Origin of the sequence: Rickettsia endosymbiont of Gonocerus acuteangulatus, from assembly GCF_964026435.1 — a bacterium.
Taxonomy (GTDB): Bacteria; Pseudomonadota; Alphaproteobacteria; order Rickettsiales; family Rickettsiaceae; genus Rickettsia.
In genome coordinates this window covers 931,130-951,777 of record NZ_OZ032147.1, presented here as the reverse complement: position 1 = coordinate 951,777, position 20,648 = coordinate 931,130, and the positions used below count along the sequence as shown (strand labels likewise).

The window sequence follows — 20,648 nt, the reverse complement described above, 5'->3', positions numbered from 1 at the left end:
AAACATTTATGAAAGAATTCCCGAAAAATTATAATTTTATCGAAAGCGAAAAAAAATGGCAACAGATTTGGCAAGAAAAGCAAATTTATGCGTACGATGAGAATATTGCTAAAGATGAAACATTTGTCGTAGATACGCCTCCACCGACTGTTTCAGGACAGCTTCATATCGGACATGTTTACAGCTATACACAGACCGATTTTATAGTACGTTTTCAGCGTATGATGGGAAAAAACATTTTCTACCCTATGGGCTTTGACGATAACGGACTGCCGACCGAAAGACTTGTTGAAAAGCAAAGACAAGTTAAAGCATCTAATATGGGTAGGGAAGAATTTATCAATATTTGTAATGAAGTAGTAGCAAGTGAAGAAGAAAAATTTAGAAGCTTGTTTAACAAAATCGCTTTATCGGTAGACTGGAATTTAGAATATCAAACAATTAGCCCTTTATCTCGTAAAATCTCACAAATGTCTTTTCTTGATTTAGTAAAAAAAGGCGGGGTTTATCGTAATAATCAGCCAATTTTGTGGGATCCAGTAGATGGCACAGCCCTTGCCCAAGCTGATATTGAGGATAAGGAAAAAACCTCATTCATGAACTATATCACTTTTAAAACTGAAGCAAATGATGAGTTTATTATAGCAACTACGAGACCTGAACTATTACCCGCTTGCGTTGCCGTATTCTATCACCCAGACGATAAGCGTTATCAGCATTTAACGGGAAAGTTTGCCGTTACTCCCCTGTTTAATGTTAAAGTCCCGCTTTTAGCTGACCCGTTAGTGCAGCAAGATAAAGGCACAGGTCTTGTTATGTGTTGCACCTTTGGTGATCAAACGGATATTATTTGGTGGAAAACGCATAATCTGCCTCTAAAAACTATTATTACTAAAAAAGGTACGATAGATTTCTCTCATGAAATTGGGATAGATGGCTTAAAAATAAAAGAAGCAAGAAGCAAGATAATAGATATTTTAAAAGAGCAAGAATTGCTTGTTAAGCAAGAAGAGATTACCCAAACTGTTAAATGTGCTGAGCGTTCAGGTGCACCTCTTGAGGTACTAACTGTGCCACAATGGTTTGTTAAAACAATATCGCATAAAGATGATTTATTAAAAAGAGCAAACAAACTAAATTGGCATCCTAAAAATATGAAGATTCGTTTAGATAATTGGATTAATGCCATATCGTGGGATTGGTGTATAAGCAGGCAGCGTTATTTTGGCGTTCCATTTCCTGTTTGGTACTCTAAAAGAATTGGTGAAGAGGGTAAGATTTTATATGCTGATATTTCGCAATTGCCTGTTGATCCTTTAAAGGATTTGCCTGCTGGCTATAGCAAAGATGAAGTAGAGCCTGACTTAGACGTTATGGATACTTGGGCAACTAGTTCTGTTTCGCCGCAACTTTCTACATGGGGTATTTCTGATGAGTTTGCCGTGAATAAGGATAGGCATGATAAATTGTTCCCAATGGATTTAAGACCGCAAGCACATGAGATTATTAGAACTTGGGCATTCTATACTATCTTAAAAGCTCATCTACATCAAAATACTCTACCATGGAAAAATATCATGGTAAGTGGTTGGTGTTTGGCTGAAGATCATAGTAAAATGTCTAAATCTAAAGGGAATGTATTAGTACCGGAAAAATTGCTAGAGCAATATGGTTCTGATGTTATACGTTATTGGTCAGCTAATTCGAAATTAGGAGCTGACACTGCCTATTCAGAAGACATAATGAAAAATGGCAAAAGGCTTGTTAATAAGCTGTGGAATGCTGCTAAATTTGTGTCGCAGCATTTTGATAAATTATCTGATGAAGACAAAAGAGCAAATCTTATAGATGTGAAAGAAAAAATTACTCATGAATTCGATCAGTGGATAATTAATAAGTTAGTAGAGCTAGTAAATAATGCAACAAACGAGTTGCAAAATTATGAATATGCTAATGCTATGCATTTAACGGAAAAATTTTTCTGGTCAGTATTTTGTGATAATTATTTAGAAATCAGTAAAACACGTGCTTATGATGAAGAAAATAAAAACCCTGGCGGACAATATAGCAGTATATTAACGCTTTATCACGTTATGCAAACCCTACTTAAACTATTTGCACCATTTATGCCACATATTACCGAGGAGTTGTATCAAATATTATATAGTGAAAATTCTATTCACATTAAAGGTAATTGGATTAATTATGGTAATTTAAACTACAAAATAGATGCAACACAGCCGGAAGGATTGCTTGAGATTTTAGATCATGTTAGAAAATTTAAAGCTGAAAAGAATCTATCCATAAAAGCAGAAGTACAATTGCTTGAAGTTAGCGGCATTGAATTATCCAAAGAATTGACATTAGATTTAAAAAATGTTACATCAGCAAAAGAAGTAAAATTCAAACCAACAAATGATGAAATTAAAGTCAGTATTCTTACCTAAAAATATTTTAGGCTCTATTCTCTTGCTTTTTGCTATTATATTTTTTTATACTCACGTGCTTGAGCATGATTGGCGTTATAAAGTGCCAACCGATGAAGAAGTAAAAAAATATAGAATTAGTGAGAATACGGCTCTCTCACTCTATCAAATAATGAAAGATACTCATGAATTGTTAACTAAGCACAATATTAATTATTGGATAGACGGAGGCACCTTGCTTGGAGCAGTTCGTCATCAAGGGATAATACCTTATGATGATGATCTTGATATTGGCATAATGCAGGAAGATGAGATAAGGCTACAACAAATATTTCCAGAGTTTCAAAAACTAGGTTATTCTATTTCTCATGACCTAGCTTATAAAATATGTCAAAAAGGCTGCATCGATATTTTTACTTTTCAAAAAGAACAAAATGAATTTATTCATGCTAATATAAAAACACGCACTCAATATCCTAATGATTTCTTTTATGATCATGAATTATTACCTTTAAAAAAATATAAATTTGGTGATATAGAAGTTTATGGTCCCTATAACCCAAAGGAAAATTTAAATAGACAATATCCACGGGAGAAATATGTGGTAATACATCATCCGCACAATTTTCATTTGTTTTTTCTATCAAATATCGAGAGAAAAACTAAATTCATATTAACGCCGGAATTATTAAAACCAGCTAAAGCACTCAAACCACTAAAAAATAGAGTAGATTAATGTTATTAGATGATACACATAAACTAAAATTATTAGAAATAGTAGAGCAAAATCCTTCAGATATAGCATTATTGTTAGATTATTTAAAAGAAAAATTAGACGTTTTACCTAGCGATCTAGAGGGTGAAGATCAAGAAACTTTGAAGTTTTTTGTAATAAAAAGCTTTGCAGATGAAATTTCTAATTTTCAATCAGAAAAAAAACTTGAGAGCGTTAATGAATTACTAGAAGAATTAGAAGAAGCATGGGATGCTTATTTTGATGAAAAATTAAATTATAAAAATGAATATAGCTTAACAATTAAAGATACAACTTATTATACAGAATTAGACTTTAGTGGAAGTGAAGAAGAGATGGTTTGTGACTCTGATAATATTTTATCATCAGAATTAGCTAAACCTGAACTCATTAAGGAATTACCAGAGGTTAGATTTAATTTAGCTCAAGATATTGACCTTAAAAAAGAAATTACTTTAGAACAATTAAATATTTTATTAAAAATATCATTGCTTCCAGAATCCAGTATTGCTTTCCCCACTTTGAACCAATATGTTAAAACATTAGCGATGAAAATCTTTTCTATAGGCGATAGTAGTGCTAATATTTTTAATAATAATTTAGAATTTGCTAATGCAATAATATATTTAACTGATAAATTTAATCAAAATCAGCAAGCTGATTATAACACAGGTCTAACTTTATGCGTCATTGATAGTGAAGTTACCTCTCAAGACATATTACCTCTTAGTGGTGAAGCCTATTAATTTTACCTAAAAATTTTATAAAAAATAATTGCATTATAAATTGCTATAAATCATGATAGTTAATTTTAATTAACTATCATGAGATGTTATGAGCAATAACTTTGAAAAAATATTAAATTACTATAATATAGCATAAGTCATTAAGGTACTGACAGAGCGAGAGTATCATGTTATAGTAAGCAAATATTAACAAGCATGTAAAGAGATATGGCACGAGCATATGCAATAGAACTAAGACTAAGAGTTATAAAAGCTGTAGAAGCAGGGATACGAATAAGTAAGGTAAGTAAATTATTTAATGTAAGTCGTGATACTATATATAAATGGAAAAAATTAAAAGATAAGCAAGGTACTTTAGAAGCAGCAACTGGTCATCAGAAAGGACATAGTCATAAGATAAAAGATTCAGAATCTTTTAAAGAATTTTTTAAAGCTAATATGAATAAAACATCAAAGGAGTTAGCAAAGCAATGGGGTAATATTGCATCTGTAACTATTTTAAGACAAATCAGAAAACTTGGCTATAGCTATAAACAAAACTCATTTTCATCCGAAAAGAGATATTAAATTAAGAAATGAATTTATAGCAAAGATACAAACCATCACAAAAGACAAATTAGTATATCTTGATGAATCTGGAATAGAGGATAATGCTTGCAAAGAGTATGGATGGAGCATTATAGGACAAAGGTGTTATGGAGAAAAGGTGTATCAACATAAATTTAGAATAAGTATGATAGCTGGTCTTTGTAATGGTAATCTTATTGCTCCTGTAATATTTGAAGGTAATTGTAATACAGAGGTCTTTAAAACTTATATTAGGGATGTATTAATTACAGAATTACAACCTGGGCAAACCGTTATTATGGATAACATTAATTTTCATAAAAATTCTAAAGTTAAAGAGTTCATTGAATCCGTTGGTTGTACCATATTGTATTTACCAACTTACTCTCCTGATTTAAATCCTATAGAGCATTACTGGTTTAAGATAAAAAATGAAATTAGGAAAGTTGTAGGAGATTTTGAAACATTTTATGATGCTGTTTTTAATACTATTAAATTGTCAGTATCTTAATGATTTATGCTATATATTATAACCCTGATATTAATAAGTTTTGGGTAATAGATTATCGAATTTTTGCACCTGATCATGATGGAGCAACAAAACTAGAACACCTATTAAACATGTTAAATAATGCTGTTTATAGCAAGAAGATTCCTTTTCAAACAGTACTTTTTGACACATGGTATTCTATACACAAAATTATGCAACATGTTGACTCTCTGGGGAAATATTATTATGCCCCTATTAAAGCCAATAGAAACGTTAGTAAAACGCACGATTCTAAACCTTCAAAACTTACGCTATGTTTGATATAATGCCCATGAATTAAGGGATATTATGAAGTGCTTCACTATAAAACATTGTTGTGTAATAAGAGTTTTTAGCATATTTGCTATAACATAGCGTAAGTTTTGCCTTATAAAGCTGTAAAAGAGTTGACATTTTCAGATGAAGAGATCAGGCATGGAGTAGAGATTCATATAAAAGGCTTTGCTAAAAATAAGCATGTTAATTTGTTTAAATTTACTGTTTCTACCAACAGAGTTGAGTATGTTGTTACCAATAACAAAACTCACAAATCTTCTAAAGCTGCACAAGATGAGTGTGGCTTTCGATGGGTAATTGAGAGCATGCACAGAGAAATTAAGCAACTTACTGGGATAGAACGTTGTCAATGCAGGAAACAGCGTATTCAACGTAATCATATTAGTTGTGCATTTTTAGTTTGGGCATTTCTCAAAAGGACTGCAAATACAATCGGTAAAACGGTTTACCAAATAAAGTTAGGGCTTTTAGATGACTATATGCAACAACAACTGCGTTCTCCATCTTTACGATATTTAGAACCAAACATAGCGTAAGTTTTGGGTAAATACAATATGGTACAACCAACGGATTCAATGAACTCTTTAACTTTAGAATTTTTATGAAAATTAATGTTATCCATAATAACGGTTTGCCCAGGTTGTAATTCTGTAATTAATACATCCCTAATATAAGTTTTAAAGACCTCTGTATTACAATTACCTTCAAATATTACAGGAGCAATAAGATTACCATTACAAAGACCAGCTATCATACCTATTCTAAATTTATGTTGATACACCTTTTCTCCATAACACCTTTGTCCTATAATGCTCCATCCATACTCTTTGCAAGCATTATCCTCTATTCCAGATTCATCAAAATATACTAATTTGTCTTTTGTGATGGTTTATATCTTTGCTATAAATTCATTTCTTAATTTAATATCTCTTTTCGGATGAAAATGAGTTTTTTTATAGCTATAGCCAAGTTTTCTGATTTGTCTTAAAATAGTTACAGATGCAATATTACCCCATTGCTTTGCTAACTCCTTTGATGTTTTATTCATATTAGCTTTAAAAAATTCTTTAAAAGATTCTGAATCTTTTATCTTATGACTATGTCCTTTCTGATAACCAGTTGCTGCTTCTAAAGTACCTTGCTTATCTTTTAATTTTTTCCATTTATATATAGTATCACGACTTACATTAAATAATTTACTTACCTTACTTATTCGTATCCCTGCTTCTACAGCTTTTATAACTCTTAGTCTTAGTTCTATTGCATATGCTCGTGCCATATCTCTTTACATGCTTGTTAATATTTGCTTACTATAACATGATACTCTCGCTCTGTCAGTACCTTAATGACTTATGCTATATTGTTTAAACATCTAAAAAAAAGTGATCTTAATGAACAGAAATTACAAGCAATATACAAAAGACTTACAGATCAGGATATAGATTTTAATAATCCTGAATTAAATAATATTCATACTTATAGTAATTGGCAGGATGTTACTAAATATCTTGCTATGGCTACATTATTAGTTGATTATATTTGTTTTTATTTCCGAGACCCAGAAACTATATTCTGTGAAGATCCTATGTTTTATGCTTCAGTATAGCTTAATGCGATAAGGTAGTGATTTTTTAAGAGCATAGTAAACAGCATCAAAAAAGTGCTCAAAATTAGAAATAGTTTTTCTTATTTCATTCTTGATTTTAAACCAGTAATGCTCAATAGAATTTAAGTCAGGAGAGTAAGTTGGTAAAAATAAAATACTGCAACCAACAGATTCAATTAACGTTTTCACTTTTGTACTTTTATGAAAATTAATATTATCCATTACTACTATCTGACCAGCCTTTAATTCCTTGATCAATATCTCTTGTACATAAGTTTCAAAAATGTCCTTATTACATGTCCCATCAAATATTATTGGGGCAATAATATCTTTGACACACAGCCCAGCAATCATACTAATCCGTGATTTATGTTGATAGACCTTTTCACCATAACATCTTTGACCGATAATGCTCCACCCGTGTTCTCTACAGCTATTATCTTCTATCCCAGACTCATCGATAAATACTAAATCTTGTTTATCTATAGTTTTTAGTTTCAATATAAACTCATTCCTTAGACCAATATCCCTTTTGGGATGAAGAAAAGTTTTTTTTATAACTATAACCTAATTTATTAAGCAATCTTGATATCGTACTTGCAGATACTTTTTGACTCCAGTTATTAGCTAGCTCCATGGTGGTTTTATCAAAATTTAATTCTATAAATTTTTTAAATCCCTCTATGTCTCTTATTATTCTACGATGTCCTGTATGATAACCACTTTTTGCTTTGACATCCCCAGTTTGTTTCTTTAATTTTTTCCACTCTATTATAGTCTTCCTACTAATAGAGTATATCTCTGAAGTCTCTTTTATTGTTTTACCATCTGTTAAACTTTTTATTACTCGTATTCTTAAATCGTATGAATATGCCTTTGCCATAAGTTTTTCATTTAGTATAATCCAACTCATACTATAAGTCACTACCTTATCGCATTAAGCTATATCTATTAAATTCGCAAGGCTTGCTTCATTATTAGTATCGTCTTACTATGGTAATAAAATTACTCAAGATGTTACTGGAGAGGAGTTAAGTAATAACATATTTTTCCAAAATTTTTATTATAATGATGCAGCAAGATTAAATATGGCTATAATCCCTCTAATAATGTTTGAATCGATAAAAGATTTAAAATTTTTAAGTCTTGCAACATTAATAGATGTGCTTACTACTGCTATATCGGATCTAAATGTTGGCAAAGCTATTAGTAATGCCGATCAAATTATTGCCGAACAAACTGCCATTACTATCACTGAAATTAGTAAAACTTTATCTAGCCATAATGCCACATCTTCGAACGAAGATACTCAAATAGACCTATTAGGGGAGTAAATTTTATCACTATCCAATAAAAACTTAAATAACTAATTCTAAAATTAATGTTGCTAAAAGATTTTTAATGTTAGACTCAACATATTAATTATTATTAAATTCAAGGATAAATTATGATTAACTATGATTTAAATACTAATTATACATACTATATGCTGGAAGGGTTAAGAGCACAAATAGCCCCTATGCATTTAGGCATAAAGATTTTGAAAGAAGCATATGAGCGTGAATCATTAGAGGAGAATGGTTTTGCTAGAATCATGCATTCTTACTTAACGCTTTGTGAGCGTATGACTAGAAAATATGAAAAGCCAGAATTTAATATTATTGAAACTACTATTGATAACAAAACCTGTAAGATCAATGAAAAAGTTATATTGAAGAAGCCTTTTTGTGAGTTACGTCATTTTGAAAAATTAGGTTTTAAAAATGCACTACCTAAATTGTTGATAGTAGCACCTATGGCAGGTCACCATGCTACGTTACTTCGCTCAACTGTGCAGGAATTATTACCATATACGGATGTCTATATTACCGACTGGACGGAAGCAAGCTATGTACCGCTTGAAGCAGGTTCTTTTGATATGGATGATTACATTGATTACGTAATGGAGTGTATTAATTTTCTAGGACCAAATGTTCATACTATGGCTGTTTGTCAACCGACTGTACCTCTACTTGCTGCTATTAGTTTGATGTCAAAAGATAATAGCCCAAACGTTCCAAGCTCAATGATTTTAATGGGCGGTCCTATTGATGCTAGAAAAAATCCCACCGCAGTAAATGAATTTGCTTTAAGCAAAAGTTTAGAATGGTTTTGCAAAATTGTTACGATGCAGGTGCCACCTAATTATCCTGGTCATGGTAGAAAGGTATATCCAGGATTTTTACAACTAGCTGGTTTTGTAAGCTTAAATCTATTCCGTCATATAGATTCGCATTTGGAATTATGGCAAAATTTATTAAATTGCGATTATCAAAAAGCTGATCATACTATTAAATTCTATGATGAATATTTAGCTGCTATGGATATGCCGGCAGAATTTTACCTACAAACTATTGATGAAGTATTCCAACAATTTTCACTAGCAAGAGGCAAATTAGTTTCAGAGCAACGTCCTATTGATCTAAAAAATATTACTAAATGTGCATTACTTGGTATAGAGGGAGAACTTGACGACATTGCAGCAGTTGGTCAAACCAAAGCTGCTTTAAAGCTTTGTGCCAATATTCCTGAATCAATGAAGAAATATCATTTACAAAAAGGTGCAGGACATTATGGCGTATTTAGTGGAAGCAAGTTTAAACAGTTTATAGTACCTATTATTAAAAGTTTTATATACAATTTTGATAAAGCTAATTTTAAACAAACTAAAACCAAAATGGTTTAACAAAACTCTAATAATAGTATGTCATACTGCAACTCGATTGCGATATCTTAAGGAATAGTACCGGGGACAGTTTTTATCGATGTCATTCTTAGAAATGGCGGGAATCCAGCATAAAGCGAGATACCTAAGCTTTTAATTTTAAGAAGTTACTGCGTTTATGTTTATTTTTTCTGGATTCCCGCTTCTAGCTAAGAATGACATATAAGGTCACTTATACCTGAATAAAATATAACATTTTTTTAAACTGTCCTGTACTATTATAGCTTAATGCGATAAGGTAGTGACTTATAGTATGAGTTGGATTATACTAAATGAAAAACTTATGGCAAAGGCATATTCATACGATTTAAGAATACGAGTAATAAAAAGTTTAACAGATGGTAAAACAATAAAAGAGACTTCAGAGATATACTCTATTAGTAGGAAGACTATAATAGAGTGGAAAAAATTAAAGAAACAAACTGGGGATGTCAAAGCAAAAAGTGGTTATCATACAGGACATCGTAGAATAATAAGAGACATAGAGGGATTTAAAAAATTTATAGAATTAAATTTTGATAAACCACCATGGAGCTAGCTAATAACTGGAGTCAAAAAGTATCTGCAAGTACGATATCAAGATTGCTTAATAAATTAGGTTATAGTTATAAAAAAAACTTTTCTTCATCCCAAAAGGGATATTGGTCTAAGGAATGAGTTTATATTGAAACTAAAAACTATAGATAAACAAGATTTAGTATTTATCGATGAGTCTGGGATAGAAGATAATAGCTGTAGAGAACACGGGTGGAGCATTATCGGTCAAAGATGTTATGGTGAAAAGGTCTATCAACATAAATCACGGATTAGTATGATTGCTGGGCTGTGTGTCAAAGATATTATTGCCCCAATAATATTTGATGGGACATGTAATAAGGACATTTTTGAAACTTATGTACAAGAGATATTGATCAAGGAATTAAAGGCTGGTCAGATAGTAGTAATGGATAATATTAATTTTCATAAAAGTACAAAAGTGAAAACGTTAATTGAATCTGTTGGTTGCAGTATTTTATTTTTACCAACTTACTCTCCTGACTTAAATTCTATTGAGCATTACTGGTTTAAAATCAAGAATGAAATAAGAAAAACTATTTCTAATTTTGAGCACTTTTTTGATGCTGTTTACTATGCTCTTAAAAAATCACTACCTTATCGCATTAAGCTATATCTTAAGGACACGATTAGGAAATATTCATTTTACTATATTATTATTTTGGTCTTCCCATCTCAATAATAGTTGAATTTTTAAAATCAGTATTTATTAAAAAAGGTACAGTAATATAAGCTTGTATTCTATTATTAGCTACTTCTTGTGCTATACTATCATCAATTGGCTCGCTAAAGCTTTTGCTATATTTAAGAAGCTTCGTAGCAGCTTTTAAATTTACTAAATAACCTGTAGAAGTATAAAAATACCTTTGGGTATTAATTTTTTTAAGATAAGGATTATTATAAATTTTATAAAATTTTTGCCTCGGTAGATGCATCAAAAATAAATAAACTAGATCCCAGTCACTAGGTAAAGATTTGATTATGGTTGAGAATTTCTTATAAAAATTTTCTTCTAATATAGTATCGTCTTCTAAAATTAAGGCATATGGAATATTTTCTTCAACCATTTTAAGCCAAATTTCTCTATGGCTACAATAACATCCAAATTCACCTGCGGTTAAGGTACGATTTAATATCTTACTATTTGCATAATAATTTATATTCTCTGATGGACAAACAATAGCATAATTATTATCTAATGATAAAAGGGAAGGATTATTCTTTAGATCCAAACCAGTAAACTTTTCTCCTTTCTGATTTGCTATAGATACTTCATAACCGTTTACTGCTCTAAATCTTTCATAAGGTAAATTAATATGAATAAATTGTTTATTTATATTATTATATCTATTGGTACTATGATCTAGATTGATTACAAAAATTTTAACATCTTTTTCGCTAATTGGAGTGGTTTTTAACTGATAAGTAATATAGAATAAAGAAATTTCATTTGATCCAAATTTACAAAATATTAATAGACAACTGATTATAATAAATAATATAAAAAAATATTTTTTTATGTAATAAATTTTATTTTTCATTTAATAAAGGTAAAAGTTTTTCTTTTAATTTCTCTTTTATTATAGGGTAATTATTTAAAGAATCAGGTACAATTGAGTTATTATATATTTCACAATATTTTTCGTCATTTTGATCAACAGAAATAATATAGTTATATAGATCTTCTTCTGAAGCAAAATCTTTAGCAAATATTACTGCCTTAGGATTTACGTCTTTAACATAGCTTTCATATGTCTTTTTTCATAAATAATTACAAATTTGCATTCAGATAACCACTCTCTAGTATTTTCTTTAGGTACTACTCTAGATTCACTATTTAAGTGCCTACCTCTGCTTCTTATTCTTTTATATGATGATAGCTTACAAAAAAATTTATCTCTATTTTTTCTGATCAAAAACACTCTCAATTATAAGATCATAATTTTTATGACTATAATAATTTTTCTTAACATTTGAATTATTGATTTATTCTTCTATTTGTTGTGGTTGAGAATTTTCTGCTTCTACCTCAATAATTTCAGATTTGGAAGAAACAATTTGATAGCGTTCGAGGCTTGCAGGTAGCGTTTTATTTCCTGAATCAATACCAAGTTTTTGTATATTCTTAACTCTTGACATAAAATTACGATTAAAAGAAACTGCGAACTTATCATAATTAGTAACCATATTATGCAGATTATTGCCAATTTTTTGAGAATAATCTGCTATAGTACCAATAGAGCTTAATAACTTTCTTACCTCTTCAATGATTATTTTATAATTTTCTGAACGACGATGATCGGTAATTTGAAATTTTGCGAATGACAGCATATTCATAAGCCCACTAGGTCCTACTGGGAAAATACTACAGCCCCAAGCTTTTTGTAGAAAATTAGGATCAGCTGCAATAACTTTCTCAACGGCTTGTTCAGTGGGTAAAAACATCAAAGTAATGACGTTGTTATAATTCTGCTCTTTTTTATTTAAGTCAGCTAAAATATTTTCAGCATAATCTTTATTGGCTAACGACTTTAAATGATAATTCATGGTTTTGCTAAGATTTCCACTATTATCCTGCTCATCAACCAAAAATTTGGAAGCTTTTGAATCAATCACCATCAAATTACCGGACGGCAGAAAAATAAGTGCATCAGGTCTTAATTTAGTACTATCTGAGGTGGTTAAGCCATATTGCATGATGAAATCTAAATTAGAACGTAATCCTGATGATTTTAAGATATTTTCAAGAGTAATCTCAGCAAGTAGCCCTGCCCCAATAGGCGAAAGTAACGACTGTTTGATTAAGTCCACTGTGCTTTTAGACTGCTCAATATCTTTGTTAAGTGTCCCTACCATAGTAATTAAACGCTCAAACTCGCTATTGAACTTTCCGGAAGCTGTAGCAATATTTTTCTCAGCTAGCTCTCTTGCTGCTGTGTTTTCCATTTTATGGATCTCGATAAGCTGCTTGGATAAATCCTTGCCTAAATCAAATAAAGCAGCTTTAGCCGAAGAAAAGGACTCATTGCGTATTTTTTCAGAATCCTTAATAGATTGCTCTTGATATTCTACTCTACATTTTAGCTGCTCGATTTTTTGTAAGTAAGCTATTTTTTCTTGATTAAGTAGCTGATTATTGTTAGAGATTTCTAAATTTTGATCTGTTAAGAATTGTAACTCTGTTTTTAAAGTTTTAGTTTTTATGTAGAACCAAATTATTAAAACTAATAAAATAAGTGCTGTAGTTATGATAGCAGGTATTAAATAAGGCATAAAATGAGGTTAGATTTTTATTAGTGTTTTATGTAATTCTTGTGTAGGCGTGGCTCACTTATGTCATTCCCGCTTAAGCGGGAATCCAGAAAAAAACCATAAATACAGTAAATTTTTAGAGCTAAAAGCTCGATTTTATCTCGCTTTATGCTGGATCCCCGCCTATGCGGGGATAACATTGGGGCATTTTTCGCGTCATACAACAACCTAGGTACAAGTACAGATACTACGCCGGTATGTCTTCAACAGCTGCTTGCTTTTTACTTGTTTTTGCTGTTGGGGTAATAATAGAAGTAATTATTGGCTCTATTAGCCCTTTAACTACATCTTCTGTAATAGTAACACGCTGTTTCTTCAGCTCGGCAACTTTATACATACTATCAAGTAAAAGATGCTCAATTATTGAACGAAGACCTCTTGCTCCAGTTTTTTTAGCTAAAGCTTTTTCAGCGATAGCTTCTAATGCAGAATCCTCAACTATTAACTCAGCTTCATCAAGCTCAAATTGTTTTTTAAACTGCTTCACTATAGCATTTTTTGGCTTAGTTAAAATTGTAACTAAAGCTTCTTTATCTAAATCATCTAAGGTTGTAACGATTGGTAATCTCCCGATGAATTCAGGAATTAAGCCAAATTTTGTTAGATCCTCAATCTCTAAAGATTTAAGAATCTCTCTGTTAATTTTTTCTTTGTCAATATTTACATTTGCTGCAAAACCTATAGAACTATTATTTGTTCTAGAAGTTATGATGCTATCAATTCCCATAAAAGCACCACCGCAAATAAACAAAATATTTGAGGTATCGAGCTGCACAAAATCTTGCTGTGGATGTTTTCGACCACCTTGCGGAGGAACAGAAGCAACTGTTCCTTCCATAATTTTAAGTAGTGCTTGTTGTACGCCCTCCCCTGATACATCTCTAGTAATTGAAGGGTTTTCAGATTTTCTAGCAATCTTGTCAACTTCATCAATATAGATTATACCTTTTTGTGCTTTAGCCACGTTAAATTCAGCAGCTTGAAGTAATCTAAGGAGAATATTTTCCACATCCTCACCAACATAGCCCGCTTCCGTTAAAGAGGTAGCATCAGCCATAGTAAAAGGTACGTCTAAAATTTTAGCAAGTGTTTGAGCAAGTAAAGTTTTACCAGAACCAGTAGGACCAATTAACAAAATATTAGACTTATTAAGTTCAACATCATTATTGCCTGATTGAACATATTCAAGTCTTTTATAATGATTATATACTGCTACTGCTAGAATTTTTTTAGCTTGATCTTGACCAACTACATAATCATTCAAAACTGAACATATTTTTTGTGGAGTCGGGATGGTGGAAGTAATCTGCTTTAACGCAATTTTACTCTCTTCTTCCATTATATCCACACATAAATTTATACATTCATCGCAAATAAATACTGCAGGACCTGCTATTAATTTTTTCACTTCATGCTGCTTTTTACTGCAGAATGAACAAATTAATTCTTTTTTATTAGCTTCTACTACCATCAATTTTTCTTTTTTTTATATGTTTATATACTTATTGTCTATCGTGGTGATGTACTCGCAGGGCTCAATTTTCCGTCATTGCGAGGAGCGTAGTGACAAAGTAATCTTAAGGCATTCTCATAAGATTGCCACGCCACTTTCAGTGGCTCGCAATGACGTTTTTGTCACAAAACCCTACCATACATATAGTAATCTTTATGCTCGTTTGCAACTATTTCATATTTTTTAAGTATTCCCTCACGTACAAATCCACATCTCTCAAGTAAATTAATTGAGCGTAAATTATCTGTAATTACTGTTGCTTGAACTCTGACAATTCCAATATGATCGGCAATTTTCAGAATATTTTTTAAAGACTTTAGCATTATACCCTGCCCCCAATAGCTATAATCCAAATCATAACTGATTTCTGCCTTATGATGCTCTAAATTTATTATATTAAAACCGGCAGTACCAATAAGTTTATTATCGGCTTTAAGTGCAATACCCCAATAAAAACTTCTGTGATTCTTATATAAACTAGACCAATAACGAATTTCTTCCTTAGCTTCCTCTAAAGTTTTTGGTCTATTACTTTCTGTTATATAAATAGCCATTTCAGGCTTACTTATATAATTAAAATAATCCTCAGCATCCACATTTGTCAGCTCTCTTAATATTATATCATCTAAATCGAGCGTAGGAAAGGGGGAGTATAAATATTTTCTATCAATCATAAATATTTTGCAGGGTCTTGTACATTATTCTTTCTAAAAGCATCAAGCCTTATCATGCAGGCAAGGCAAGTGCCACAAGATAAATCATCTTCGCTAGGATCATAGCATGATATGGTATTTTTATAATCTACTCCAAGCCTAAGCCCTGTTTTAATTATCTGATCTTTAGTCATATTAATCAAAGGAGTATGAATAGTAACTCCGCCTATATTGGTTGCTAGATTTGCCATTACTTCAAAGGATTTGATATATTCAGGACGGCAATCAGGATAATTTGCTGAATCGCTAGTATGTACACCTATAAAAATATCCTTAGCACCTATTATTTCGGCAAACCCTAATGCGTAACTTAAAAAGATCGTATTACGAGCAGGTACATAGGTAACTGGCACATCTTCAGGTAGCTCTTTCGTATCGTGATAATGAGGAACTTTTATATTGTCATCGGTAAGAGCAGAGCCGCCGAAAGCTCGTAAATCTATATTAATAATTTTATGCTGCTTGACATTATACTCTTTTACTAGCTCTGTAACTTTCCGTAGTTCAGCATTGTTACGCTGCCCATAACTAAAGCTTATAGCATGAATCTCATAACCTTGCTCTCTCATTATTGCAAGAACAGTAGCAGAATCCGCCCCACCACTAACTAAAATAACCGCTTTTTTCATTGTCTTACCGATAAAGTTAATTTTTGGGCAAATAAAGCATTTAAACTAATTTTTGCTCTAAATGCTTCTAATGCTAAAGCTCTATGGATACGTTTATCTACTCGAATATCAAATTGTCCACTATATTCTTTTCTAGATGGTGCTAAAGGAACAGGTTGATTATGGCTTACATAACTTTCTTTCATTAAAAACCAAGCTTCTTGTAATTCCTGCAATGCTTTTTCAGGTGAATCACCAAAAGCCGATACATTAGGTAATTCTTCAAATTTTGCTAACCAATCCCCATCAATATCTTTAAAAAGCTCTATAGTAAAGCCGTCAAATATATCATTACTTTTCATCTTCTTTACCTTTTTCAAAGTTTAAAAATTGTCGAACTTGATATTCTTTCGCCATATTTCCAACAGTCAGCACAGATAACCTATCACCTCTAGGTGAATACCAAATTTGATGGCTAACTTTTTGTCTATCTTTAATCCAACCACACCCAATCATTAAATTATGAAACTCTGAGAAACTCAACCCTTTAGGATTTTGCTTAGCTTTACTTATAAGTTTTATACGCTGATTCATATTGTAACTATATATAGTTATAAATTGCAAGTCATAATTATTATATTTGTATGCATTACTAAAGCAACAAGTTTTAATTAAATCTATTTTCTATAAATTAACCTTAATTACTCCTAAATATTCTTGACTAAATAGTGATAATAATTTAAAGTCACGCTGTTACTTTGATAACTTATGGCGGGTGTAGCTCAGTTGGTTAGAGCATCAGGTTGTGGTTCTGAGGGTCGCGGGTTCGATTCCCGTCACTCGCCCCATTTTTTACTTTTGTTGCCGCTATTAGCGAGGAACGGAAGAAGTTGTTGGATGGCTTTTATGTCATTCCCGCAGAGGGGAATCCAGCATAAAGCAAGATATATCGAGCTTTTTACTTTAAAACTTGCTGTATTTATATTTTTTCTGGATTCCCGCCTCTGCGGGAATGACATAATTCTTTTCATATGAACACCAAACTTTTATATAGACTGGCTAAAAACTTAAGATTCTATAAAAAAGATTTGATCATTGTTATAATCTCTCTTCTTAGCGTATCGCTTTCACTATTACTAATCGGTAATGTTTTCAGAAATTTAGTTGATCAGGGGTTGGTTTTAGATCATACTGCGGCAGTTGATAAATCCATATTATATATCTGCCTGCTTATTATTATCCTAAGTATTGCTAGTTTTTTCCGCTCATATTTTATTAATAATGTTGCTGAGAAAGTCTCAAGTCAAATAAGAAAGGAAGCCTATAGCAATCTTATTAATTATGAAATTACTGAATTTGAAGAGCTAAAAATCGGCGATATAATCTCACGTCTTACGAGTGATATAGATCAAATATCTAAGCTCATTGTTAATTTCCTATCTTTTTTTATTCGCAATTCAGTGATGTTAGTCGGTAGCATTATTTTAATGTTTTTTGAAAGCTTTAAACTAGCATCAATAGTAATTATTACCATTCCTTTGCTGCTAATTCCCATAATCAAATTTGGTAAACATGTTAAAGCTTTATCAAAAAAAACCTTAGAATCTCAATCACTTTTAGCCTCTGATGTTAACGAAAGCTTTAGCAATATTAAAACCATTCATGCTTTTGGTGGTCAGGCAGCTAAAATCACTGAGTTTAATAATTTACTGCAAGATTATTTGACCTATTCGGCAGCCCGTTTAAAAATTCGTGCTTTGTTTTTTGCATTCTCAATGGCTTTTATATTTCTGGGAGTTACGCTTGTTATTTGGATTGGGGCTTTGGATATAGTAAAAGGTAATTTATCCTCTGGTCAAATTATATCATTTATTTATTATGCAATTATTGCCGGCTTTAGTAGTGGCAGTATTTTTGAGCTATTAAGCGAGCTGCACTTGCCGCTTGCTGCTTTAGAGCGAATAGTTGCCATCATTGATAAATCACCTATAGTTAATCATAATAATTATTCAGATTTAAAGCCCGTTAATTCTATATCGTTAGAGTTTAAAAACGTAAATTTTTCCTACCCATCAAGACCTAATTTAAAAATCCTCAATAACATATCTTTTAAAATAGATTCTACCCAGTTTATCGGTATTGTTGGCAAATCAGGCTCAGGTAAAAGTACTTTGATGCAGCTGCTATTACGCTTTTTTAACCAAGAAAGTGGTACAATTCTGATAAATAACCAAGATATTGCTTTTTTAAACCCTAACGAAATCCGTAAATTAATCGCTTATGTTCCGCAAGAGGCTAGTATTTTTTCTGGTACTATTAAATCAAATATTATGTTTGGTAATGACTCTAGCGAAGAGGAAATAACCAAGATAATAAAAATTACCGGTATAGCTGATTTTGCCGATAAAATTCCTGATGGGCTTGATGCCAAAATTGGTGAAAGAGGTGTTAGGCTATCAGGCGGGCAGAAGCAAAGAATAGCCTTAGCAAGGGCTTTACTACGTAAACCGCAAATTCTGCTTCTTGACGAGGCGATGAGTGCTTTAGATACCGAAAGCGAGCAGAAACTATTAAACTCTATTAGGGATATAATGAAAGGAAAAATTGTTATATCAATCGCCCACCGCATCAGCAGCATAGAATCCGCAGACAATATTTTGATAATAGATAAAGGAGCGGTAGAAGCCGAAGGAACGCACGCTCATTTACTAAAAACCTCCGATCTCTACCGCACTATTTATAAGGAAGTGGATAAATTATAAAATTAAGTATTAAATTATTGCCCTTATGGAGAATATAAGTTATATATTTTCAAGTAATAGTTAATAAGCAGAAAAGTAAATAACATGAGCTTTGAAAATAAATTAGTGATAATTGTAAATAAACAAAACTTACGCTATGAGTAAAAAAGTGATAAATTATTGTAAAAATAATTAAACATGTCAAAGAGGATAAAGTTGCAAGCAATACCAATTAATAGGACAGATTATTGTCAATTTTTAATAGTTAGCCAAAAGAATTATAGTTTAACCTACTACGCTGAACATGCAAAGAAATGTAGTCATGATGTTATTAATAGATTTTTAAGGAATGAAAAATATACACCTTCTTTGTTATGGGAACACATCAAGAATGATGTTATTTTTTCATCTAATGGATATACAATATTTGATGATACGGTTTTAAATAAAAGGAATACGAAGCAAATAGAAATTGCAAGATCGCAGTACAGTGGAGCTACAGGTAGAGTTACTAAAGGTATAGGAGTAGTGAGTCTGGTATATTATAACCCTGATATTAATAAGTTTTGGGTAATAGATTATCGAATTTTTGCACCTGATCATGATGGAGCAACAAAACTAGAACACCTATTAAACATGTTAAATAATGCTGTTTATAGCAAGAAGATTCCTTTTCAAACAGTACTTTTTGACACATGGTATTCTACACACAAAATTATGCAACATGTTGACTCTCTGGGGAAATATTATTATGCCCCTATTAAAGCCAATAGAAACGTTAGTAAAACACACGATTCTAAACCTTATAAAGCTGTAAAAGAGTTGACATTTTCAGATGAAGAGATCAGGCATGGAGTAGAGATTCATATAAAAGGCTTTGCTAAAAATAAGCATGTTAATTTGTTTAAATTTACTGTTTCTACCAACAGAGTTGAGTATGTTGTTACCAATAACAAAACTCACAAATCTTCTAAAGCTGCACAAGATGAGTGTGGCTTTCGATGGGTAATTGAGAGCATGCACAGAGAAATTAAGCAACTTACTGGGATAGAACGTTGTCAATGCAGGAAACAGCGTCTTCAACGTAATCATATTAGTTGTGCATTTTTAGTTTGGGCATTTCTCAAAAGGACTGCAAATACAATCGGTAAAACGGTTTACCAAATAAAGTTAGGGCTTTTAGATGACTATATGCAACAACAGCTGCGTTCTCCATCTTTACGATATTTAGAACCAAACATAGCGTAAGTTTTGTATAGAAAGTTGATAGTAGTTGAGTTTTTACAAAAAAAAGCTACATATTAATTCTTTTTTAAAAAATTAATATCAGTAAAATCATGTATAAAACAAATTAAGATTAAGGAAATTTATTCCTCTAATGCAAAAATTATTTCAGAAAAAGCTAAAGCTAACATAGCTGAGTATGCACATTTATTATTAAATTTTGAAACAAGTTGTAATGATATTTTATATGTAGAAAATGCTGATGCGGCAGTGGAAATAGTTAATTTGGCCCT

At 31.4% G+C, this 20,648-nt stretch carries 21 protein-coding genes, 1 tRNA gene and 1 pseudogene; 13 read left to right on the top strand and 10 right to left on the bottom strand.

Features of this window, described 5'->3' with window-relative positions; translation table 11 throughout:
* The first annotated feature begins 8 nt into the window (after positions 1-8).
* The 6 genes from AAGD55_RS05810 to AAGD55_RS05785 all read left to right on the top strand — a co-directional run bounded on the left by AAGD55_RS05810 (position 9) and on the right by AAGD55_RS05785 (position 5,855).
* Positions 9-2,447 (top strand): valine--tRNA ligase, encoded by a 2,439-nt coding sequence (locus AAGD55_RS05810; RefSeq protein ID WP_341792442.1) that lies wholly within the window; start codon positions 9-11, stop codon positions 2,445-2,447.
* On the top strand, positions 2,416-3,162 hold the full coding sequence (locus AAGD55_RS05805) for a LicD family protein (protein WP_341792441.1): 747 nt from the start codon (positions 2,416-2,418) through the stop codon (positions 3,160-3,162). The genes AAGD55_RS05810 and AAGD55_RS05805 overlap by 32 nt, the downstream gene beginning before the upstream one ends.
* Positions 3,162-3,926 carry a hypothetical protein gene (locus AAGD55_RS05800; RefSeq protein ID WP_341792440.1) on the top strand — a complete coding sequence of 255 codons (765 nt, stop codon included), beginning with the start codon at positions 3,162-3,164 and terminating at the stop codon, positions 3,924-3,926. Before AAGD55_RS05805 ends, AAGD55_RS05800 begins: the two co-directional genes overlap by 1 nt.
* 207 nt (positions 3,927-4,133) lie before the next feature.
* Positions 4,134-5,004, top strand: a protein-coding gene (locus AAGD55_RS05795) for an IS630 family transposase (RefSeq protein WP_341792439.1) whose coding sequence is annotated in 2 segments (ribosomal slippage) — positions 4,134-4,460 and positions 4,462-5,004 — 870 coding nt in all. Because the reading frame shifts where the segments join, the coding sequence is not laid out codon by codon here.
* On the top strand, positions 5,004-5,309 hold the full coding sequence (locus AAGD55_RS05790) for a hypothetical protein (protein ID WP_341792438.1): 306 nt from the start codon (positions 5,004-5,006) through the stop codon (positions 5,307-5,309). Before AAGD55_RS05795 ends, AAGD55_RS05790 begins: the two co-directional genes overlap by 1 nt.
* A gap of 96 nt (positions 5,310-5,405) precedes the next feature.
* Entirely contained in the window at positions 5,406-5,855 is a 450-nt protein-coding gene (locus tag AAGD55_RS05785) for a transposase (protein ID WP_341792437.1), read from the top strand.
* On the opposite strand, the gene AAGD55_RS12385 is transcribed toward AAGD55_RS05785, so the two are convergent.
* Positions 5,795-6,130, bottom strand: a complete 336-nt coding sequence (locus AAGD55_RS12385) for an IS630 family transposase (protein WP_410526129.1) — start codon at positions 6,128-6,130, stop codon at positions 5,795-5,797. The genes AAGD55_RS05785 and AAGD55_RS12385 overlap by 61 nt on opposite strands.
* 78 nt (positions 6,131-6,208) lie before the next feature.
* A complete protein-coding gene (locus AAGD55_RS12380) occupies positions 6,209-6,598 on the bottom strand; it encodes an IS630 transposase-related protein (protein ID WP_410526122.1) in 390 nt (129 codons plus the stop codon).
* A gap of 66 nt (positions 6,599-6,664) precedes the next feature.
* Between AAGD55_RS12380 and AAGD55_RS05775 the strand changes: the two genes are divergently transcribed.
* Complete coding sequence (locus AAGD55_RS05775; RefSeq protein WP_341792436.1) at positions 6,665-6,925, top strand: hypothetical protein; 261 nt, start codon at positions 6,665-6,667, stop codon at positions 6,923-6,925.
* Here the strand turns inward: AAGD55_RS05775 and AAGD55_RS05770 are convergent.
* A protein-coding gene (locus AAGD55_RS05770) for an IS630 family transposase (RefSeq protein WP_341792527.1) occupies positions 6,917-7,808 on the bottom strand; the annotation gives its coding sequence in 2 pieces (ribosomal slippage) (positions 6,917-7,480 and positions 7,482-7,808; 891 coding nt in all). The genes AAGD55_RS05775 and AAGD55_RS05770 overlap by 9 nt on opposite strands.
* Positions 7,809-8,034: 226 nt before the next feature.
* Between AAGD55_RS05770 and AAGD55_RS05765 the strand changes: the two genes are divergently transcribed.
* The 3 genes and pseudogenes from AAGD55_RS05765 to AAGD55_RS05755 form a co-directional block, all read left to right on the top strand.
* Positions 8,035-8,259 carry a hypothetical protein gene (locus tag AAGD55_RS05765; protein ID WP_341792435.1) on the top strand — a complete coding sequence of 75 codons (225 nt, stop codon included), beginning with the start codon at positions 8,035-8,037 and terminating at the stop codon, positions 8,257-8,259.
* A gap of 113 nt (positions 8,260-8,372) precedes the next feature.
* A complete protein-coding gene (phaZ, locus tag AAGD55_RS05760; protein ID WP_341792434.1) occupies positions 8,373-9,650 on the top strand; it encodes a polyhydroxyalkanoate depolymerase in 1,278 nt (425 codons plus the stop codon).
* Between the two features lie 322 nt (positions 9,651-9,972).
* Positions 9,973-10,830 (top strand): annotated as a pseudogene (locus AAGD55_RS05755) (IS630 family transposase); the annotation flags it as partial.
* Positions 10,831-10,900: 70 nt separating this feature from the next.
* On the opposite strand, the gene AAGD55_RS05750 reads toward AAGD55_RS05755, so the two are convergent.
* From AAGD55_RS05750 to AAGD55_RS05720, 7 genes are all read right to left on the bottom strand, one after another.
* A complete protein-coding gene (locus AAGD55_RS05750) occupies positions 10,901-11,785 on the bottom strand; it encodes a glycosyltransferase family 25 protein (protein WP_341792433.1) in 885 nt (294 codons plus the stop codon).
* Between the two features lie 445 nt (positions 11,786-12,230).
* Positions 12,231-13,517, bottom strand: coding sequence for a DNA recombination protein RmuC (locus AAGD55_RS05745; protein ID WP_341792432.1), 1,287 nt, complete (start codon positions 13,515-13,517; stop codon positions 12,231-12,233).
* A 226-nt stretch (positions 13,518-13,743) separates the two neighbouring features.
* Positions 13,744-15,027, bottom strand: a complete 1,284-nt coding sequence (gene clpX, locus AAGD55_RS05740; protein ID WP_341792431.1) for an ATP-dependent Clp protease ATP-binding subunit ClpX — start codon at positions 15,025-15,027, stop codon at positions 13,744-13,746.
* A gap of 164 nt (positions 15,028-15,191) precedes the next feature.
* On the bottom strand, positions 15,192-15,743 hold the full coding sequence (locus AAGD55_RS05735; RefSeq protein ID WP_341792430.1) for a GNAT family protein: 552 nt from the start codon (positions 15,741-15,743) through the stop codon (positions 15,192-15,194).
* Positions 15,740-16,411 (bottom strand): 7-cyano-7-deazaguanine synthase QueC, encoded by a 672-nt coding sequence (gene queC / locus AAGD55_RS05730; RefSeq protein ID WP_341792429.1) that lies wholly within the window; start codon positions 16,409-16,411, stop codon positions 15,740-15,742. Before queC ends, AAGD55_RS05735 begins: the two co-directional genes overlap by 4 nt.
* Positions 16,408-16,752 (bottom strand): type II toxin-antitoxin system HicB family antitoxin, encoded by a 345-nt coding sequence (locus tag AAGD55_RS05725; protein WP_341792428.1) that lies wholly within the window; start codon positions 16,750-16,752, stop codon positions 16,408-16,410. The genes queC and AAGD55_RS05725 overlap by 4 nt, the downstream gene beginning before the upstream one ends.
* Positions 16,742-16,984, bottom strand: coding sequence for a type II toxin-antitoxin system HicA family toxin (locus tag AAGD55_RS05720; protein ID WP_341792427.1), 243 nt, complete (start codon positions 16,982-16,984; stop codon positions 16,742-16,744). Before AAGD55_RS05720 ends, AAGD55_RS05725 begins: the two co-directional genes overlap by 11 nt.
* Positions 16,985-17,161: 177 nt before the next feature.
* Between AAGD55_RS05720 and AAGD55_RS05715 the strand changes: the two genes are divergently transcribed.
* The 3 genes from AAGD55_RS05715 (at position 17,162) to AAGD55_RS05705 (ending at position 20,379) form a co-directional block, all read left to right on the top strand.
* Positions 17,162-17,238, top strand: a tRNA-His gene (locus AAGD55_RS05715).
* 183 nt (positions 17,239-17,421) lie between these two features.
* The gene (locus AAGD55_RS05710; RefSeq protein WP_341792426.1) at positions 17,422-19,152 is read left to right on the top strand and encodes an ABC transporter ATP-binding protein; all 1,731 of its coding nucleotides are present in this window, start codon (positions 17,422-17,424) and stop codon (positions 19,150-19,152) included.
* A gap of 177 nt (positions 19,153-19,329) precedes the next feature.
* A complete protein-coding gene (locus AAGD55_RS05705) occupies positions 19,330-20,379 on the top strand; it encodes a transposase (protein WP_341791490.1) in 1,050 nt (349 codons plus the stop codon).
* Positions 20,380-20,648: the final 269 nt, after the last annotated feature.

Bases quoted from the DNA above. Each gene is read 5' to 3' on its own strand.
- AAGD55_RS05810 (WP_341792442.1), top strand. From the start codon at position 9: ATGAAAGAATTCCCGAAAAATTATAATTTTATCGAAAGCGAAAAAAAA.
- AAGD55_RS05805 (WP_341792441.1), top strand. From the start codon at position 2,416: ATGATGAAATTAAAGTCAGTATTCTTACCTAAAAATATTTTAGGCTCT.
- AAGD55_RS05800 (WP_341792440.1), top strand. From the start codon at position 3,162: ATGTTATTAGATGATACACATAAACTAAAATTATTAGAAATAGTAGAG.
- AAGD55_RS05790 (WP_341792438.1), top strand. From the start codon at position 5,004: ATGATTTATGCTATATATTATAACCCTGATATTAATAAGTTTTGGGTA.
- AAGD55_RS12380 (WP_410526122.1), bottom strand. From the start codon at position 6,598: ATGGCACGAGCATATGCAATAGAACTAAGACTAAGAGTTATAAAAGCT.
- AAGD55_RS05775 (WP_341792436.1), top strand. From the start codon at position 6,665: ATGACTTATGCTATATTGTTTAAACATCTAAAAAAAAGTGATCTTAAT.
- AAGD55_RS05765 (WP_341792435.1), top strand. From the start codon at position 8,035: ATGTTTGAATCGATAAAAGATTTAAAATTTTTAAGTCTTGCAACATTA.
- phaZ (WP_341792434.1), top strand. From the start codon at position 8,373: ATGATTAACTATGATTTAAATACTAATTATACATACTATATGCTGGAA.
- AAGD55_RS05750 (WP_341792433.1), bottom strand. From the start codon at position 11,785: ATGAAAAATAAAATTTATTACATAAAAAAATATTTTTTTATATTATTT.
- AAGD55_RS05745 (WP_341792432.1), bottom strand. From the start codon at position 13,517: ATGCCTTATTTAATACCTGCTATCATAACTACAGCACTTATTTTATTA.
- clpX (WP_341792431.1), bottom strand. From the start codon at position 15,027: ATGGTAGTAGAAGCTAATAAAAAAGAATTAATTTGTTCATTCTGCAGT.
- AAGD55_RS05735 (WP_341792430.1), bottom strand. From the start codon at position 15,743: ATGATTGATAGAAAATATTTATACTCCCCCTTTCCTACGCTCGATTTA.
- queC (WP_341792429.1), bottom strand. From the start codon at position 16,411: ATGAAAAAAGCGGTTATTTTAGTTAGTGGTGGGGCGGATTCTGCTACT.
- AAGD55_RS05725 (WP_341792428.1), bottom strand. From the start codon at position 16,752: ATGAAAAGTAATGATATATTTGACGGCTTTACTATAGAGCTTTTTAAA.
- AAGD55_RS05720 (WP_341792427.1), bottom strand. From the start codon at position 16,984: ATGAATCAGCGTATAAAACTTATAAGTAAAGCTAAGCAAAATCCTAAA.
- AAGD55_RS05710 (WP_341792426.1), top strand. From the start codon at position 17,422: ATGAACACCAAACTTTTATATAGACTGGCTAAAAACTTAAGATTCTAT.
- AAGD55_RS05705 (WP_341791490.1), top strand. From the start codon at position 19,330: ATGTCAAAGAGGATAAAGTTGCAAGCAATACCAATTAATAGGACAGAT.